This window comes from Gilliamella apicola, from assembly GCF_003202655.1.
Classification (GTDB): Bacteria; Pseudomonadota; Gammaproteobacteria; order Enterobacterales; family Orbaceae; genus Gilliamella; species Gilliamella apicola_R.
Map to the genome: position 1 here is coordinate 594,540 of NZ_QGLR01000009.1, position 18,055 is coordinate 612,594.

At 33.5% G+C, this 18,055-nt stretch carries 13 protein-coding genes; 3 read left to right on the forward strand and 10 right to left on the reverse strand.

Annotated elements, in window-relative coordinates; translation table 11 throughout:
• Window positions 1–240 (reverse strand): MerR family transcriptional regulator, encoded by a 240-nt coding sequence (locus DKK70_RS07405; RefSeq protein WP_110423409.1) that lies wholly within the window; start codon window positions 238–240, stop codon window positions 1–3.
• A 142-nt stretch (window positions 241–382) separates the two neighbouring features.
• On the opposite strand from DKK70_RS07405, the gene DKK70_RS07410 reads away from it, so the two are divergent.
• A complete protein-coding gene (locus DKK70_RS07410) occupies window positions 383–739 on the forward strand; it encodes a helix-turn-helix domain-containing protein (RefSeq protein ID WP_065651187.1) in 357 nt (118 codons plus the stop codon).
• A 24-nt stretch (window positions 740–763) separates the two neighbouring features.
• The gene (locus DKK70_RS07415; RefSeq protein WP_110423410.1) at window positions 764–1,765 is read left to right on the forward strand and encodes a phage integrase; all 1,002 of its coding nucleotides are present in this window, start codon (window positions 764–766) and stop codon (window positions 1,763–1,765) included.
• A gap of 994 nt (window positions 1,766–2,759) precedes the next feature.
• Here DKK70_RS07415 and DKK70_RS07420 read toward each other — a convergent pair.
• Together DKK70_RS07420 and DKK70_RS07425 are read right to left on the reverse strand one after the other, a co-directional pair.
• Window positions 2,760–4,253: an MFS transporter gene (locus DKK70_RS07420; RefSeq protein ID WP_110433399.1), complete on the reverse strand. Its 1,494-nt coding sequence runs from the start codon at window positions 4,251–4,253 to the stop codon at window positions 2,760–2,762.
• Between the two features lie 30 nt (window positions 4,254–4,283).
• The gene (locus DKK70_RS07425; protein WP_110433400.1) at window positions 4,284–7,433 is read right to left on the reverse strand and encodes an alpha-mannosidase; all 3,150 of its coding nucleotides are present in this window, start codon (window positions 7,431–7,433) and stop codon (window positions 4,284–4,286) included.
• 2,209 nt (window positions 7,434–9,642) lie between these two features.
• Between DKK70_RS07425 and DKK70_RS07440 the strand changes: the two genes are divergently transcribed.
• Window positions 9,643–9,849 (forward strand): hypothetical protein, encoded by a 207-nt coding sequence (locus tag DKK70_RS07440; protein WP_110423416.1) that lies wholly within the window; start codon window positions 9,643–9,645, stop codon window positions 9,847–9,849.
• 139 nt (window positions 9,850–9,988) lie between these two features.
• Here DKK70_RS07440 and clcA read toward each other — a convergent pair whose 3' ends face one another.
• From clcA to nikA, 7 genes are all read right to left on the reverse strand, one after another.
• Complete coding sequence (gene clcA, locus DKK70_RS07445) at window positions 9,989–11,386, reverse strand: H(+)/Cl(-) exchange transporter ClcA (protein WP_375334978.1); 1,398 nt, start codon at window positions 11,384–11,386, stop codon at window positions 9,989–9,991.
• A gap of 127 nt (window positions 11,387–11,513) precedes the next feature.
• Complete coding sequence (locus DKK70_RS07450; protein ID WP_110433404.1) at window positions 11,514–12,839, reverse strand: MATE family efflux transporter; 1,326 nt, start codon at window positions 12,837–12,839, stop codon at window positions 11,514–11,516.
• Between the two features lie 2 nt (window positions 12,840–12,841).
• Window positions 12,842–13,621: an ABC transporter ATP-binding protein gene (locus tag DKK70_RS07455; protein WP_110433405.1), complete on the reverse strand. Its 780-nt coding sequence runs from the start codon at window positions 13,619–13,621 to the stop codon at window positions 12,842–12,844.
• Window positions 13,621–14,469 carry an ABC transporter ATP-binding protein gene (locus DKK70_RS07460; RefSeq protein WP_110433406.1) on the reverse strand — a complete coding sequence of 283 codons (849 nt, stop codon included), beginning with the start codon at window positions 14,467–14,469 and terminating at the stop codon, window positions 13,621–13,623. The genes DKK70_RS07455 and DKK70_RS07460 overlap by 1 nt, the downstream gene beginning before the upstream one ends.
• Window positions 14,462–15,295 (reverse strand): nickel/cobalt ABC transporter permease, encoded by an 834-nt coding sequence (opp1C, locus tag DKK70_RS07465; RefSeq protein WP_110433407.1) that lies wholly within the window; start codon window positions 15,293–15,295, stop codon window positions 14,462–14,464. Before opp1C ends, DKK70_RS07460 begins: the two co-directional genes overlap by 8 nt.
• Entirely contained in the window at window positions 15,292–16,236 is a 945-nt protein-coding gene (gene opp1B, locus DKK70_RS07470; RefSeq protein ID WP_034882214.1) for a nickel/cobalt ABC transporter permease, read from the reverse strand. The genes opp1C and opp1B overlap by 4 nt, the downstream gene beginning before the upstream one ends.
• A 23-nt stretch (window positions 16,237–16,259) precedes the next feature.
• The gene (gene nikA / locus DKK70_RS07475) at window positions 16,260–17,825 is read right to left on the reverse strand and encodes a nickel ABC transporter substrate-binding protein (RefSeq protein WP_110433408.1); all 1,566 of its coding nucleotides are present in this window, start codon (window positions 17,823–17,825) and stop codon (window positions 16,260–16,262) included.
• Window positions 17,826–18,055: the final 230 nt, after the last annotated feature.

The following is an 18,055-nucleotide window of genomic DNA, read 5'->3' on the forward strand; positions in this document are numbered from 1 at the left end:
TCAATGCTCCTGCAAATTTAATTCAGGATTAAATGCTTTCGCCCCTTCAAGCGTCAGAGCAGTCATGTTAATTAAGGTGGTTGAACGATCATGCTTACCGGTGATCTTCTTTTTACGAATTGGCAGCAATCCTTCATGGACATATTTTTTAACAGTACGAGGATTCATACCCGAAACACGGGCAAATTCATCCACCGTGACATAAGGAGCAGAAATAGTGATTGAAATTGTTGTCATCATAGTGCATTATTCCTAGCATAAATATGCTTATGTGTAATTATGTGTATTTATGTGTAAAATTAAACTTAATATAATTTATCATTAAGCTTAGCTTAATGTCAATTATATTTTTATCTTTTATTTAACCTAGGCTTAATTTAATATGAGTATTAATTTTAATTCTGGTGGTGCTAAAGTATTGGACCGGATTATTGAAGCATATGGTTTCAAATCCAAAGTGGAATACAGCAATTATTTAGGTACATCGGCAGCAAGCTTATCAATCCGTTATCGACGAGATTTATTTCCATCAGATCTGGTGGTTAAATGTATGGATGAAACGGGGGCATCATTACAATGGCTAGCGACCGGAGAAGGGCAATTTAATCCTGCAGATCAGACTAAAGAAACCATAATATCTGACGAAACATTAATAAAACTTGAACGATTAGCAAGCTTAAAAGAAAAGGGAGCTATTACTGAACAAGAGTTTAATGAATTAAAAGCGCAGTTAATTTAAATTAAGTTAGGATGAATTGCCGTTATGTCAGTAAGAAAACAACCTAATGGAAAGTGGTTATTTGAAAAATATCTCCCTGGTGGCCGTCGAATCCGTAAGAACTTCGCCACCAAGGGAGAGGCATTGGCATATGAAAACTATCTTGAAGAGCAAGCTAATGAAAAACCATGGATTAATGAAAAAATCGATAAACGCCGCTTATCGGAATTAATCCAAAGCTGGTATTCGCTGCATGGCCAAACCCTTAAAGATGGGCAAACTCGCTTAAAAGCCATGCTATTTGCGAGTGAATGTATGGATAATCCATTAGCAAACAATTTCACCGCTAAACAATTCACAACTTATCGCCAAAAACGAATTGAGGGTGAGATATATCGCACCGACCGCATTAAAACGGTTGCGCCCAGAACAATGAACCTTGAATTAACCTATTTCAAAGCGATGTTTAACGAGTTGATTCGATTGGGGGAGTGGCAACATAAAAATCCGCTAGAACTGGTTCGCTCATTTAAAACTGACGAACAAGAGATGGCTTATCTAACCAAAGAACAAATCCAATCACTACTCAACTCATGTGAGCAAAGTAGTGCTAAAGATCTTACCATCATTGTCAAAATCTGCTTAGCAACCGGCGCCAGATGGAGTGAAGCTGAAAGCTTAAAAAGCGCACAAGTCAAAGATGGAAAAATCACCTATATCAACACCAAAGGTAAACGCAACCGCACCATTCCAATCAGTGACGAACTATATCAACAAATTCCAAACAAAAATGGCCAACTTTTTACCGCCTGCTATTCAGCCTTTCGCTCGGCACTAGATAGAACCGGCATCGAACTCCCCGAACGCCAATTAACCCATGTATTACGCCACACCTTCGCCAGCCACTTCATGATGAATGGTGGCAACATATTAGTCCTACAAAAAATCTTAGGCCACACCGACATCAAAATGACCATGCGCTACGCCCACTTTGCACCAGATCACTTCGAAGATGCGGTGAGATTAAATCCGCTAGAACATGATTAATAACACCGTGATTTACAGATGCTATAAAACAAAAAATAAACGCCACTTAAACAAAAAAAGGCGGTAAACTGGCGATCGAATATGATTTTATAGCGCTTTATATGTGTTTATATGCAATCTCAACCTATTGATTAATATGTAAATTATTGATTTAAAAAGACCTTGCAAAGAACTCATAATCGATTGGTCACTGGTTCAAGTCCAGTAGGGTTATTATCTTGTGAATAGATATTAATTGTTCTTAAAATTATTTCTTATTTTAAGGATAAATTTTTGCTGTTTTAAATTACTCAACTAACCGTCATATATCCATTTCTGTGTCTAAAGGCCTGTTTTTATAAATTCACATGTGAGATCTCGTTTAAAAAATATAATACTTTTATCTATTGTATAACCTTCTAATAAATTTATTATTACATTGAATGTATCTTCTTTTGATATCTGATTTTTAGTCGAAATATATTCGGGTATTTATCTAACAAAATCATGTAAATTTCCTAAATGGTTATCAAATAGAAATGAAACATAATCTTTACCGAACTAAGTTAAATCTGGTGCTATTTTTCATCAAATCTATCATTTACGATTAATCATTTTTTATTAAGTAATATCAGTTGTACCAAAGCAGTAAAGGCACAAATTGAGATGAGTAAAATTAGAGTATTAGACATGAAAATAATAGGTAAAAATAAACCTAAACCTGTTCCAATAAAGATAATACAAGTGTAAAAGCATGTTGCGATATCTCTTTGGTCAATAGTAGGTTGCGTTGTTTCACAGGTAATCATCGATAGAATGGCGTAAGCCAGAGGAACAATAAAGAAAAAATGATTAATGAAGAGTATATAAACATTATTTAACTGATTATTTAAATAAGATACCAGGTATTAGATACTAGCTGAATTTCATCTAGTATCTAATTTCAAAGGTTACTAATTTATGTTAGGACTATTTATAGTCATTTTTATTAGTAATTTCAGCCTATAAATAGAATTTATTTTTTCTCAAATAATTTTTCGCATGGATAACCAGTTAAGTCTTTAACTATGAATTTAGTTTCTTCAGATAACTGATTAATATCTCCATCTGATTGCAAGACATCGATTGCGTTAACTAATAATTTATGTTTTTCTTTATCTAGATTAAATGTAAATGTAACTAACATCGCTAAGAAAACCAGTAATCCAGTTCCTAAAAATAGAATTAATGCAATGGTGGTTATAGCTTCTGGAGATTGATCTGCTTGTTTTTGCACAAAACCGCCAAATTCTAATATTAAGCCAACACATAGAGTTGATAGGGCGACCGTTGTTTTTCTAGAGAATGTCATAACAGCGGCAAACAAACCTTCTCTTCTTTTTTTAGTGATCATTTCATCAATATCTGGAATGAATGGGAAAATATTCCATGGTGTGAACTCCATCAAACATCTGCCTATTTGATATACAGTACCAATAACAAATAGTATGGCTATTTTTGATGATGGATTAAAGACAAAAACGAAATAGGTAGCAGCTAAACATAAAAGCATGGTCGAATAAGCACTAACAAGAAGTTTTTTTGGACCATATTTAACGAATGCGAATCCTGCTACTAATGTAACGGGTAATCCAATAATACTTAAAGATAATAGACTTCCGGCTACAGAAGCATCAAGCGTTAAACAATATACACAGAAAAATACAAATACAGTGTTATAAATATCTTTACCAGTAAAAGATAATAAATAGATAGCTAAATGCTTTCTGAATGCTCTAACTTTCAGAGTAGAGAAATATTCTTTAAATAGACCAAAAACAAAGATAACTGGATTAACTTTTTTATCAGCTTTAGATTTTTCTAATTCTTTTAGCATCTCCGGAGTAAGTGGTCTCTCCCATGTTGAAAAATAGGATATAATTACACAAATCATGAATAATACGGCAAAAAATATACCATTAAATAAATAAGCATTTGGATCATTTTCACCATAAATTGCAATTAATCTGCCCGGTACAAATGTTGCCATGAAAGTACCCACCGCAGAAATAAACATTCGACAAGTAGATAGTTTTGTTCTTCCAGCATAATCACTGGTCATTTCAGATGGTAGGGTTTCCCAAGGAATCATTACCATGGCAACAACTACCTCAAAAGTTAAATAGATAGCTAGATAATATAGGTAGCCCATACCATTAATCCATAATAATGCATAGGAAAGCATTAATGGTGCGCCAATTATTAAGAAGAATCTTCTGCGCCCAAATTTTTTACCTAATTTATTTTTATAAAAGTGGTCGGTGAAACTACCCATGAAAAGGCATAATATGGCATCTAATATTCGAGCAATTGCTACAATAGATGCGGCTTCAATCGGGCTTAATCCAACAAAAGTAGTAAAAAAGTATAACAACCATGCACCTATAATGGTGAATGCTCCCCCTCCAATGATATCAATCATCCCAAAACCTATAGCTTTAGGGATAGTGATTATTTTTTGATTTTTCATTTTTCCAAACCTCGTAATAGAATTAAGCAATTAATTTATTGAAATTGCGTACGTTTTAATTTCAAAAGGGCTTAATTTTATTTTTAAATTCCCTTTATTTATGTTTTGATCAATAAAGTTCTCCATCAAATCACACTCTCTCCACCAGTTGATATTGTAGTGAGAGCTGATATTGACACTTTGTGTTCCACCGGAGAAATCATGAATTCTGAGAATTAACCAATCACCTGACTCTGCCTTTTTCAAAGCATCAACCTGAACTAATTGATTATCTAATGTAAGAATTGATAGGTTAGATGGCTTAATAAATGGTTTTAATTTGCCATCATAAATTCTTAGCGGTTCATTTAAGAACCAAGCTTCTTGGGCAACATTGCTTTCTTGCCAATTTTTAGTATGAGGAAATAAAGAATAGGTAAATTGATGTTGTCCTTGGTCAGCTTGTAAATCAGGGCTTATAGCTGATTTGATCAGGGTTAATTGCATTATATTGTCTCTGATAGCATGACCATATTTGCAATTATTTAATAGGCTAACGCCATAACCATATTCGGATAAATCGACCCATTGATGTGCTACACTTTCAAATTTTGCATAGTCCCAACTAGTATTCCAGGTAGTTGAACGTTTAACATTACCAAATTGAATATCATAGGTTGCTTCAACCGCTCTAATATCCACAGGGAATACTGTTTTAAGTAATTGATTACAGTCATGCCAATCAATATCAGTAATAAAATCAATTTTTGGATTATTATTGTAGACTCGCATTTTCTGGCAAATTGAACTCTTATTAAAAATCCATTTAAATGTGACTTCACAAATTAATGGCCCTATTTCAGTAAGTTCAACCGATTGCAATTGTACAACTGGCGATTTTTTCTGAATATGAAATATTTCAATATCCCAAGCATCATATTTCATTGGTTTATCTTCATACACAGTCAATACATTGCCACAACCTGATAATACTTCTCGATTATTCTTCTTATCAAAAATACGGGTAAGGTGGCCAAATTCATTCCACTTAATGAGATAAAAAGGAGTATCTATCTCATCATCATTATAGATAAAAGCATCTTTTGCCTTATCATTTTCATGTGTAGCGTTATTTTCATAACTTACATTTATACAACTTAGTGGTGCAATTGATGGTATTTCAACAAAATAACCATCATTTTGTTTTGATTTTTGTATAGTGAAATGTTGATTGGAGTCATCTTTTATAGTTAGATTTTCTGCACAAGTAGCAAAATAAACAACGTCATTTTTTCTCTCAAAGTTAGAACTATTAAGGATAATTTTGCTATTATCATCACTGTCGGTAATATTTTTTAACAGTGGGTTAAGAATTTCGTTATGTTTATTATTTAGATCCTGAAATTCAAGTTTGGCATCTTGATAAACTTCATGTATAGATGAACCAGGAATGATGTCATGAAACTGATTTCTAAGAATGAGTTTCCAACAATAGTCTAGTTTATTTTTTTCATAACTAGACCAGTCATTATTTAAGATTGAGTTGGTCACCGATAACCACTCGATGAAACGAATATCTAATTCGGCTAGTCGATTCGCTTTTTTTATTTGCGCTTGACTGGTGTATGTTCCGCGATGGGTTTCAAAATATAATTCGCCATCCCAAGTATGGAACCAATCATTACTGTGACTAATGTTATCTTCTAATTCATGAAAGAATTGCTTAACGGTACCAAATTGAATATTTGGCAATACTGGCATTTTTTCGAATCGTTCTAATAATTCTAGCATCTGCTCATTTGGCCCACCGCCACCATCACCATAACCAAACGGTAACAACAGTGTTTTGGTTAAACCTTTATCTTTATAGTTATCCCATAAACCCTGAACAGACTTAGCATTAACAATGCCATTATAGGTATATCGCGGATGTCCCTCTTCAGGTGTTGTAACAAAATGAGCTAAAATATCGCTACCATCAATTCCTCGCCATTTAAAAGTATCGTGTGGTAGTTGATTAAATTCATTCCAACTAATTTTTGTTGTCATGAAATATTTAATGCCTGATTTTTTTAAAATTTGAGGTAATGCCCAAGAATATCCAAATACATCAGGTAACCATAAACATTCAGGTGTTATACCAAATTCGGTTTCCATGAAATTTTTGCCATACATAATTTGTCTGACAAACGATTCACCAGAAGGTATATTACAGTCAGCTTCGACCCACATAGCGCCATCAACTTGCCAACGCCCCTCTTTGACACGTTGTTTTATTTGATCATAAATTTCAGGATAATCACTTTTAATATATTCGTAGAGTTGTGGTTGAGACTGGAAAAAATTATATTTTGGAAATTGTTTCATTAACTTCAAAACAGTCGAAAACGAACGCGCACATTTTTCTCTGGTATGTTTTATCTGCCATAAAAAAGCGAGATCAATATGAGTGTGACCAACACTATTAATCACAACTGGAGATTTCACCGCATCTTTATGGTAATTTTCTTCTAAATACCTAGATGCATTGCTGATTGATTGGTAAAATTCTTTACTAGATGGATTTTGCCAATTAACTAGTAGAAATGAACTATCTAAAAGATTAAGTAATCGCGAATAATAAAAATCGTTGGTAGAGATAACATCTAACGTTTGTAATATAGCGGTAGAAGTCACGTACAAATCATGAGTGGCTTTATCTCTTAAACCGAAGGCAACTTGTTTTATACTATTACCTACATGAAACTCATCAAAATGTTGTCTAACTTTTCCTTCAAGTACCCCTGACCATATGCGAATATCAAATTGAACTGTTTTACCAGAAAAGTCATCGGGAAATGAAATAACATTATGATTTTTATCTAAACCATGCCATGGTTTACCATTAACATAGAGTAGTGCTTCATATTCATCACGTAAAAAAGATAAAGAAAAATTAAAAAGACCTATATGAGTGGAACGTTTCGGATCGGCTTTAGGGAAAGTATGACTTAATCTTAACCAAACATAGATATCCTTTTCTTTCCATTCAAATCCTTGCTCAATTTTTTGCCAATCGGCATTTTCATCTGGGGGCGGGGCGCCATTAACTCCTTCACGGTCATAACAAAAATCAAAACTTTGTATTGTTTGAAGATCATGTAATTCAAACCGCAATAGTTCTTCAACTCGTTGCTTTAATTTCCTTTCAGTAAAAAACATAATTCCCTCTAATTTAGATAAATATTTAAAAGCAAATAATTGGTATAATAAGTTAAATAATAAAGTTGTAATTCACAAATATAAAAACCATATTTAGTGATGGCGATCACAAAAAAATTTAATTTAATTAATTTAATATCCTGTTTTAAGCCTTTTAAAAAGGTATAATAACTTTTAATATCACCGTTTCATTGATAATCAATCAAGAGGATTTTGCTTAGTATTATCAAGTCTTATGGAGCCAACATTATCTAGGCAAATTTTGAATAATGTATTAATTATATTTAAGAAATTAAAACAACTATAAGTGGTAGTGGCTAGTTAGGAATTATCCAATATTAATATTATCAATTGATAAGTAAACTAATGGTTTGTAAATTGATTGGTCAAGAAAGGGGAGAATTGGTAAGACAAATTTGTTTGACTAAAACGATCTTAAATGATTTTCAATAAAGGTAGTTTTTCACAGAAAAAAAAGTTGAAATCATAATGCTGATTTCAATTATGTAAGTTAAAAACCATATATCAGCATTCATTCGAATGCTCAATGTGAGATATTAAGAATAATTCGATTTCTTTATTTGATAGGGATCGTTTATGCACTATCAGTGATAGTAATTTATAAAAACATAGATATCAATTTCACCATATCTAAATTGCTTTTTGAATAATATTAAACTAATCTGTATCCTTAAAAAAACATCATTTATAAACAATTCTCCAAAGGATTAACGGGAAGTTTAATGATATTTTTAAGGATTAGATGTGTTAAACGTGATCAAATATTTGCTTAAAGATTCTGTATTGATCGGTCTCTTTTTCATATTCTACTTTAGTATGGACATAACATATTATGTAGTTTTAGAAAATCGCCACTCGTTTATTACCAATATAGGTAAGTCAATTGTTGATGTTCTATTTATTATAGCGGTTGTAGTTGAAATAATTTTCTTTCTCTCAATGTTGATAAAACTTTTTGTTGTTAATAGTACACATTTGTTAACCTCTTATTTAGGATTAATATTGGGGTTAGTATTTTCTTTTGTTTGGCTATTTATTTTATATGTTTATTTCGTCTCATATAATGGTGCGGGATGGAATGGTTTAAAGTTTCTCGTTTGGGCGTTTTTGCCTGCGATTGGCAGTTTCATGTGTTATATTATTTTAATATTTATCAAAATGTTATATTCTTTATGTTGTTTTATATTTGTTGAAAGATCTAAATAACATTTTTCCTTGATTAACTGTCATTTTTCGATATTGCTTGAGAGAATTATTTCGCCATCTAAAGTAGAATGCATAACTGATTATTAAGCAGTTAAATATTAATTTTATCTGAGTGAAACCATATTTATTTGGATGAGATTTTTTAGGTTAACAGTGAAGTTAACTTAAGTTTATAGGGATTAATTATGCCAAAAATTATTAAATATTTATCTAAAGATAAATTATGGATCTGTCTTTTTTGGGTTAGTTATTTGACATTCATAATTACTTTTGATTTTTTTTTATTAAAAATCGAATTCTATATTAGTCATATAGTTCCACATATCTGTTTGATAATATTTTGTATAATAATAATCTCTGAAATTGTTTTTTTCCTAATACAATTAATAAAATTATTTATCATCCCTCAAACACATGTATTAACTTCTTTTTTAGGATTATTTTGTGGATTAATTTTTTCTTTTTGCTGGTTTGGTATTTTATATTTTTATTTAGAATATGTTAGTAATTGTTATGGTGATATAGGATTTATCATTGCGTTGTTTATTCCTGCATACGGTTGTTTTATTGGTTACATTATTTTAGTTTTAATTAAAATTTTAAGATGTTTATGTTGTTTTTTCCTTGTTAAACAAGCCAATAAGTCTTATCCGTAAAATAAAATATTTTAAAAAGGTCTTTTAAAAAATTAGCTGAATTTTATTAACTATTCGCCAGTTATTTTAAGATGATTGGGTAGCTTTTGTTAATTGCTTTTAATAACCCATTATTATCAATTTAAAATAAGATAGAATTGCATTGCTTTTGTTATCAAGTATTTAAGCTTTAAAATCTAAATTTTTTTATATTTTAAAGCTATTTTAGCGAAGATATTGAGAGTTTATTCAATCTTGACTTGATTTTTGTTTCAATCAGCGTTTATATATTACTGTAATAAGCAAATCGGCTTATTATTTATAACATTTTACTAGAGGAGCTTATAATGGTACAAAAATTTGCTGCGTACGGTAGTGATGTTTCGGCTGGCACTTATAAGTGTGCTGATTGTGGCTATATATATTCAAACCAAAGTAAAAAATCCTTACCTCCTTGTCCAGAGCATAACAAAAAACCACACAGTAAAAATGGTTGGTATGTAGTTAGTGGTCAAGGTGATTCAGTTAAAGATCCTCATCATACTAAAAAGTAGTAGTAATTTTATGTTGTAACTTCAAAAGGTAACACTAAGTGTTACCTTTTTTGGTAAACGGCTCATGTCGAATAACCTACTGACGTTTTTCAATGTTGATACGCACCTATCTTTTTCGTTTAACAAATAACAGAATTGATTAAGATGCTTTTGTTGGTATTTGAGTATTTAAATCCTGCTGATATTTACTTCGCAATAATATCTTTTCCAATATAGATGTGTAAAGTGGCATTCCACCTAACGCTTGGGCAATTAATGTCGCTCCCAAGCAAGTAATAATCATCGGTAAAATAAGCTGATAATTATCGGACATTTCCATTACTAAAACGATACCGGTTAGTGGCGCTCTCACTGTAGCGGCAAACAGCCCACCCATACCAATAATAGCGCAGGCGCCAAGTTCGATATGATAATTGGGATAGAGCAGTTGTGCAATTAAACCAAAGGTAATACCGACCGTTGTTCCTAAAGCTAAGGTTGGAGCAAATATTCCTCCTGGCGCGCCGGAACTAAAGCATAAAACCGTAGTGATAAAGCGTAAACATAAAACTATCATCAAAGTATTGATAGCGTAATTACCGGAAACAGCATCGGGAATAAAATCAAAACCGCTACCGGTTATTTCTGGAAAGATAAAACTTATAACGCCAAACGATCCGGCCAAACAAAATCCGGTTAAAATAAAACAGTATTGATTTAATTGATAAAACTGTTTGAAACGTTCTTGTAACGTTAATATGCATTTGTTGGATAAAACCCCAATAGCACCGAAAAATGTCCCCAAAATAAGATAAAGCCACAAAGATTCAATAGGAACGGCACTAAAGTGACCTATTTGGAAAACGGATTCTTGATTGTATAAAAATTGGTACATTATGCTAGCCATGATGACACCAACAAAAATAGCTTTAATTGAAGTTAAATTGTAGCGAAACTGCGGTCGCATCTCTTCAATAATAAATAGAATTCCCGCTAAAGGGGCATTGAAAGCGGCGGTGATGCCAGCGGCGGCTCCTGTAGCTAAAAATGTATGTCGATAGGCTTGATTTTTGACTTTAAGCAGATCTGATACCATTGCCCCGATGTTACCACCAATCTGGACGGTAGGACCTTCGCGACCTAACACCATTCCTGAACCTAAAGCACCCACACCACCGATAAACTTAACCGGTAAAACCGCGCGCCAACGTACCGGTCTTAAATTGAGTAATGCGCCTTCTATTTCTGGTATTCCTGAACCACCAGATTCGGGCGCAAAGCGTTTTACTAAATAATATGCCAGTAATCCCATCGTTCCAGTAATAGTGAAGATTAAAAGATAATTAATCACTAAATCATCAACAAGATTAAATAACAGCGTTTTACGCAGAGAGATAATCCAATTCACCGCATATTGAAATAACACGCCAACAATACCCGTAATTGAGCCGATAATACCAGCAACGATTAAAACAATTAGCGGAGCTTTATCCTGAAAACTACGTATTTTATGATAAAGTTGGATCCTTTTTTTGATAGCAGAATAACTAGGCACAATATTGAATATAATTTGGCAAATGAAGGCGAATTTTACGCCTGTTCATCTGAAAAAGATAGAAGTAACGCGTTCAAAAAAATTGTTTAATATTGAACTAAGTACTCTAGCTATTCGGCTATAATGACAATTACCCGGTAATGTAGGTACGTGATTTTTTTATCCAGATAATTAAAAATATCGTTCTGCCAAAACTGAATAAACTATAAGCTAGCCATAATCCATGATTTCCCAAGAGAGGTACGGCAAAGTATTGCGCTATAAACCAAACTAATAACGCCAATAGCATTGAGTCGCGTATAGATGAGGTGTAGCTAATACCTGAAAACACGCCATAATAGATTAATCCACCGGCTGCAACAATAGGGAATACCATTAACCAAGATTGATACTTGAGCGCTAGGGTTATAATCTCAATTTGATTCGTTAGTAGTTTTATAATTGCCGTATCAAAGGTTAACCAAATGACAATCAAAATTATTGGACAAATGATGCAAGCTTGTAGAGACCATCGCAAAGTTTGATTATAAAGTTGAATATTTTGGTTACCTTTAGCTCGACCACTAAAGACGCTTGAAGCATTCGCAAAACCATCAAATAGATAAGCCATCATATAATGAATCTGAAATAGAACGGCATTGGCGGCTAATACTTCAGTATTGAACGTTGAGCCAATCGAAATAAAGTGGTTAGTTACCGTTAATAAACAGATGGTGCGAATCATTAAATTTGTATTAACTAAAATGACCCCTTTTAATGATTGCCATGACAAAATAGATTTAACATCTATTTTTTGCTTAGTTTTCGGTAAGTACCGATAAATAAACCAAATACCGACCAAAGTACAACATATTTGCGCAATCAATGTTGCAAAAGCCACTCCTTGAATGTCCCAATGCATCCACCCAACAAAAAGCATTGCCATTATAATATTCAGTAGATTGATAAAGACTTGTAAAAAAAGCACGGCTTTAACTTTTGATATCCCCATTAACCAACCAACTAGGACATAATTAATCAGAACAAAAGGCGCCCCCCAAATTAAAATCGAAAAATAGAGATCCGCATAATGCTCTACATCTTGATTAGGTTGGATGATGTGCATTGAGGCACTAAAAATTAACTTTTGAAAAATAATAAATATCAAACCTAAAAAGATAGCAATAAACAGAGGTCTGATAAGAGAAGATCTTAATAATAAACAATCATCCAAAGCCTGCGCGGCAAAACCAGTGGTACTGACCCTTAAAAATCCAAATAACCAATAAATGGTATTAAATATTACTGTTCCTATGGCAATACCAGCAATAAAGGCAGGATTAGGCAAATGACCAACTAAAGCAGTATCGACCACACCCAGTAGTGGGGTAGTGATGGTTGAGAGAATAAATGGAATAACTAATTTAAGATAATCTTTAAACTGATATTGATGATTCGATGTTGATGAATGGGTCATTTTTAAAAACCTAAAATTGATTCAAGTAACTGTTTAGAATAAGGATTTTTAACTTGACTAAGTTGATCTATTTTATCAATGTATTCAACGATTTCACCTTTATAAAAAAAGGCGATTTTATCACAAAGGTAAGTAATTGTGGTGAGATCATGGGTAATAAAAATACTGGTCAGATTGAGCTCTTTTTGTAAGTCGGCAAGTAGTGCTAAAATTTGAGTTTGGACTGAAATGTCTAACGAACTAACTGCTTCATCAAATAAAATAAATTGAGGAGAGCAGGCGATTGCTCTTGCAATACAGACGCGCTGCAATTGACCACCACTCATTTCGTGTGGCAACCGTTCATAAAAAGAGCTGTCTAATCCTACTTGTTCTAACAGAGCATTGATACGCCGCTTTCGATCATTTTTAGCTAACTTTTCATAAATATCAAGTGGTTCAGCAATAATCTGAGCAACAGTAAAATAGGGGTTAACAGACGCATTATAATCTTGAAATACTGCACTGATATTTTTACGCATGGCTGATTTTTTCCATGCTCGAGTACTAATATCTTGGCCATTAAAATAGATTTTGCCACTGTCAGGTTTTTCTAAGCCTAAAATTAGCTTGCCTAATGTACTTTTGCCACTACCACTTTCACCAATAATACCGAGACACTCACCCTGTTTTAAATCGAACGATACCCCTTTAATAACCGCCGTTTTTTTATGGCGAAACAAACTTTGGTTGGGTTGTAGAAAAGATTTTTTAACATTAGCAACTTGTAATAACGGTGGCATTAAATTGTCTCCGAGATTAAACTTAAATGTTTCGCACAAGCAACGGCATTAAATTTATTTAATAATTGCTTGCGAGTATCGATTAGGTAACGAGTATATTCATGTTTGGGATGATAAAAAATCTGATCACGACTCCCCGATTCAACAATCTTTCCTTTATTCATCACAATAATCTCATCGGCAATATGATGAATGACGCCTAGATCGTGAGAAATAAAGATCATGGTCGTTTTGGATTTGATCTTTTCCAGCATTTTTAGAATATGAAACTGGCTAATCGAATCTAATGCCGTTGTGGGTTCATCGGCGATAATAAGCTCAGGCTCAAGCATTAACGCCATACCAATCATTATACGTTGTAACATGCCACCACTTAACTGATGCGGGTACTTTTTATAAATCTCTTTGGGTTTTTCAAGCCCTATATTTTCAATTATCGTTAACGTTTTAGCAATAGCATCGTTTTTGTCTATAGAGAGATGTGCTTGCAGGGTTTCGACCACTTGCTTACCAATGCAATAAAGTGGATCAAATGCACTCATTGGATGTTGTAAAATTATCGAAATGATACTACCACGCATTTGATTCAACGTCTTTTTATTCTGTTTTAATAGATCTAACGCTAAATTAGCATTTTGCGGTTTAAACAGGATTTGCCCAGTCACGCTAAAGTAGGATTCTAATAAGCCGATGATGGCTTTACAGGTTAAACTTTTGCCACTGCCACTTTCCCCAACAATGCCTAAGCATTGATGATGATTGACCATAAACGATATATCATTCAGTAGCTTGTTACCATTATCAAGGGTAACGGTCAGTTGTTTTACGGCTAACAATGGGCTACTCATGCAGTTTTTCCTTTGGATCTAAAATATCTCGTAAACAATCACCCAACATATTAAATGCTGCCACAACGATTAAAATGGCTATCCCCGGGAAGACCATTTGCATCGGGTGCTGCGTCATTACATTTTTTGCTTCACTTAACATTAATCCCCATTCAGCAGTAGGAGCTTGGACGCCTAATCCAATAAAAGATAAAGCTGAGATATTTAAGATTACCCAACCAGTATCTAAGGTTGCTAATACAACCAATTCTGACATTACATTAGGCAATAAATGACGACAAATAATAAAAGAATGTGGTGCGCCAATGGCTCGTGAAAAAAGAATATAATTTTTTCTGCTATACTTAATTACTGAACTACGAATCATCCGACTGTACCAAGCCCATTTAACAACAATATTAGCAATAATGACGTTTTCAATACCTACGCCTAATACCCCAACAATCGCCAAAATCATCACTTGGCTAGGAAATGACAGCATGATGTCACAAAGGCGCATGATACATTCGTCAAGTTTACCGCGTCTATAACCAGAAATAAGGCCGATGACACTACCAACGATTATTGTAATGATCATGGTTAACAGTGATAAGAATAGGGTTGTGCGAATACCATACAGTAGTCGTGAAAAAATATCACGACCAAGATGATCACATCCAAGCCAATGTTCGCTCGATATCGCAGCATATTTACGAACGATACGAACTTTATTGGGATCAAACGGTGCAATATAAGGGGCTAATATCCCTAAAATAATCATTGTGGTGATGATGATCAGGCAAATTAACGCCGTTTTATTGTTAATCAGTTTCTTAGTTAGATTCATATGGCACCACCATTATCACGTAATCGGGGATCTAGCCATTGATGAATAACATCTACAATAAAATTACACACTACAAATAAAATAGCCATAATCAATATATAAGCTTGAATGACGGGATAATCGCGATTCATGATAGCCGCGATACACAAACGCCCTAATCCCGGCCAAGAAAATATATATTCGACAACAAAAGAGCCAGCGATTAATTGCGGAATAGTCATGCCTAAGGCGGTGATAGTGGTGTGCAGTGAATTAACAAGCACATGTTTAACTATAATCGTTTTTTCTTTCAAACCTCGACAACGAGCATAAAAGACCGAATAATTATGCATATTTTCAAGCATATTATTGCGAATAAAACGGATATAAGTTGAGATATAAACAAACGATAACGTTAAAGTTGGTAGAATCAGATTTTGCCATGATCCATAACCATTAGTGGGCAGTAAATCCAAATAATTAGCAAACAGCCAAATAAAGAGTAAACCTAACCAATAACTTGGCATTGCCGTACCAAGAAAAATAACAATACGAACGATATGATCAAACGCTGAATTAGCAAAAATCGCACATAACACGCCTAAAATTAAACTGATGATGAGGGTAAATGCAAATGATGACATTGCTAAAACTAATGTGGGAATTAAGCTACGGATCATCTCATCCCAAACGAGTCTGTCTCGATGAATAAAAGAACGACCAAAATCAAGATGTAAAACATCATAGAGCCAAATAAAATATCGTTCAAAAAAAGGTTTATTTAACCCTAGCTCTTGGCGCATACTTTCAATAGCATCAGGGGTTGGCATGATTTCGTTTAAGCGTAATGCAACTTCAGCCGGATCGGAAGGCGCTAGATTGATAAGCAAAAAGGCGATAAAAGAGATACCGAATAATATCGGTATCATCATCGTTAAGCGTTTAATAATATAATTTAACATTATTGGTCAATAATATTAGTCTTTTAAAAATGCATTTTCTCAAACGGAATATCAAATTGAGAAGGGGCGAACTCAATTCCTTTTAGAGTTTTAACCGCAATCGCACGATTACGTTCATAAGTTAGTGGAATATAAACCGCTTCATTATGCAAGGTTTCTAGCACATAACGGAATAGATCTTGGCGCTCTTTTTCATCAGTTGAAATTAATGCTTTACTGATACTTGCATCAATTTGTGGTTTTTCTTTTAAGCCTTGTTGGGCCATGTAATCACCATATACTGGTAATTTCATCCCTGATAAAAATGATTGTGGATCATATGGCGTACCCCATGAGATATCAAACACCATATCAAAATCGCCGGCTTTTTGACGATCACGATAACCTTGTTCTTCTTCACCATGAATATTAAGTTTTAATCCGACTTGGGCAAATTCATCTTGCATATATTGGGCAATCGTTTTTTGAGAGGCGGTATTACTATCGTAGTAGAGGGTAATTTCAAAAGGTTTACCATCTTTTTGACGATAATCATTACCTTCAACTTTCACCCAACCGGCTTTATCAAGTAAGGTTTCGGCTAATTTAGTGTCATATTCATAAGGTTTTAAACCTAGGTTAGCATAAGGAATATTGGTTGCCATTAATGTATCAGCGGGTGCTTCACTGTTATTGAAAATACCCTCTGAAATATCTTTTTTACTGATGATGTGTTCAATCGCTTGGCGCACATTAACATCACTAAGTTGGCTTCGGGTTGTATTCATTAGAACTATTCGGCTTGAAACTGGTTTAGACATTAAGGTTTGAAACTTATCCATGCTAGAAAAACGTTCGAACGAATCAGCATCAACCATATTTTTACCATAAATCAGATCAATTTCGCCTTTTTCCAAAGCCATTAGTCGGCTTTGATTATCCGCGATAACTTTCATAGTCACTTTTTTTAGTATTGGTTTAGCTCCCCAATAAGTAGGATTTGCGTTAAATACCGCATATTGATCTTTTTTATGATCACCTAAAACATATGGGCCGGTACCAATGTAAGACTTAACCCCATTTTTAGTTTCACCGTCGATTATAGAGTTAGGTGAAATAAAACGCATTGGACGAGTTACGGCAATCTCAATCATGAAAGGGTAGTAAGGTTCAGAAAGGTTAACTTGTAGCGTATAATCATCTACCGCTTTGACTTCAGTAATTAAGCGCACCATTTCTAACCAAGTGTGACGGACTTTATTTGATAACACAGCATCCCAATTCAGTTTGGCACTGTGCGCATCAAATTTTGCGCCATCGCTGAATGTAACATCTTTTCTGAGTTTGAATGTGTAAGTTTTACCGTCGTTACTGATAGCCCAGCTTTCCGCGAGCCAAGGAGAAAAACTGCCATCTTCGTTATAGTGAACTAAAGATTCATACAACATATTTTGCGCCCACATTTCACCTGAGTATAAATGGGGATTCAAATCACGAATATCACGAAAATTGGCGAAAGTAATATCATCTTTAGCAAAACAGTTAAGGCTAAAGCAGCTTAAAATCAAAACGATAAGTAATTTTTTTAAATGAGGGAAATTAAAAGACATACCTATTCCACGAAATAATTGATATAAGGGATGCAAATGATACAATGATTGATAATGATAATCAATATCATTTGATTATCTTACAAGCGAACACTATTATTCAGTTTAACTTTTGTATAACACTATACTTTATAGGTCTATTCTTTTAAATATTAGCATAGTATAAACAAGTTATCATGAAAAGATAAAATAATCAGACAATTATTATCAAATTGTTTTATAATGGTTAA

Coding starts and splice junctions, on each gene's coding strand:
- DKK70_RS07405 (WP_110423409.1), bottom strand. CDS start 240: ATGATGACAACAATTTCAATCACTATTTCTGCTCCTTATGTCACGGTG.
- DKK70_RS07410 (WP_065651187.1), top strand. CDS start 383: ATGAGTATTAATTTTAATTCTGGTGGTGCTAAAGTATTGGACCGGATT.
- DKK70_RS07415 (WP_110423410.1), top strand. CDS start 764: ATGTCAGTAAGAAAACAACCTAATGGAAAGTGGTTATTTGAAAAATAT.
- DKK70_RS07420 (WP_110433399.1), bottom strand. CDS start 4,253: ATGAAAAATCAAAAAATAATCACTATCCCTAAAGCTATAGGTTTTGGG.
- DKK70_RS07425 (WP_110433400.1), bottom strand. CDS start 7,433: ATGTTTTTTACTGAAAGGAAATTAAAGCAACGAGTTGAAGAACTATTG.
- DKK70_RS07440 (WP_110423416.1), top strand. CDS start 9,643: ATGGTACAAAAATTTGCTGCGTACGGTAGTGATGTTTCGGCTGGCACT.
- DKK70_RS07450 (WP_110433404.1), bottom strand. CDS start 12,839: ATGACCCATTCATCAACATCGAATCATCAATATCAGTTTAAAGATTAT.
- DKK70_RS07455 (WP_110433405.1), bottom strand. CDS start 13,621: ATGCCACCGTTATTACAAGTTGCTAATGTTAAAAAATCTTTTCTACAA.
- DKK70_RS07460 (WP_110433406.1), bottom strand. CDS start 14,469: ATGAGTAGCCCATTGTTAGCCGTAAAACAACTGACCGTTACCCTTGAT.
- opp1C (WP_110433407.1), bottom strand. CDS start 15,295: ATGAATCTAACTAAGAAACTGATTAACAATAAAACGGCGTTAATTTGC.
- opp1B (WP_034882214.1), bottom strand. CDS start 16,236: ATGTTAAATTATATTATTAAACGCTTAACGATGATGATACCGATATTA.
- nikA (WP_110433408.1), bottom strand. CDS start 17,825: ATGTCTTTTAATTTCCCTCATTTAAAAAAATTACTTATCGTTTTGATT.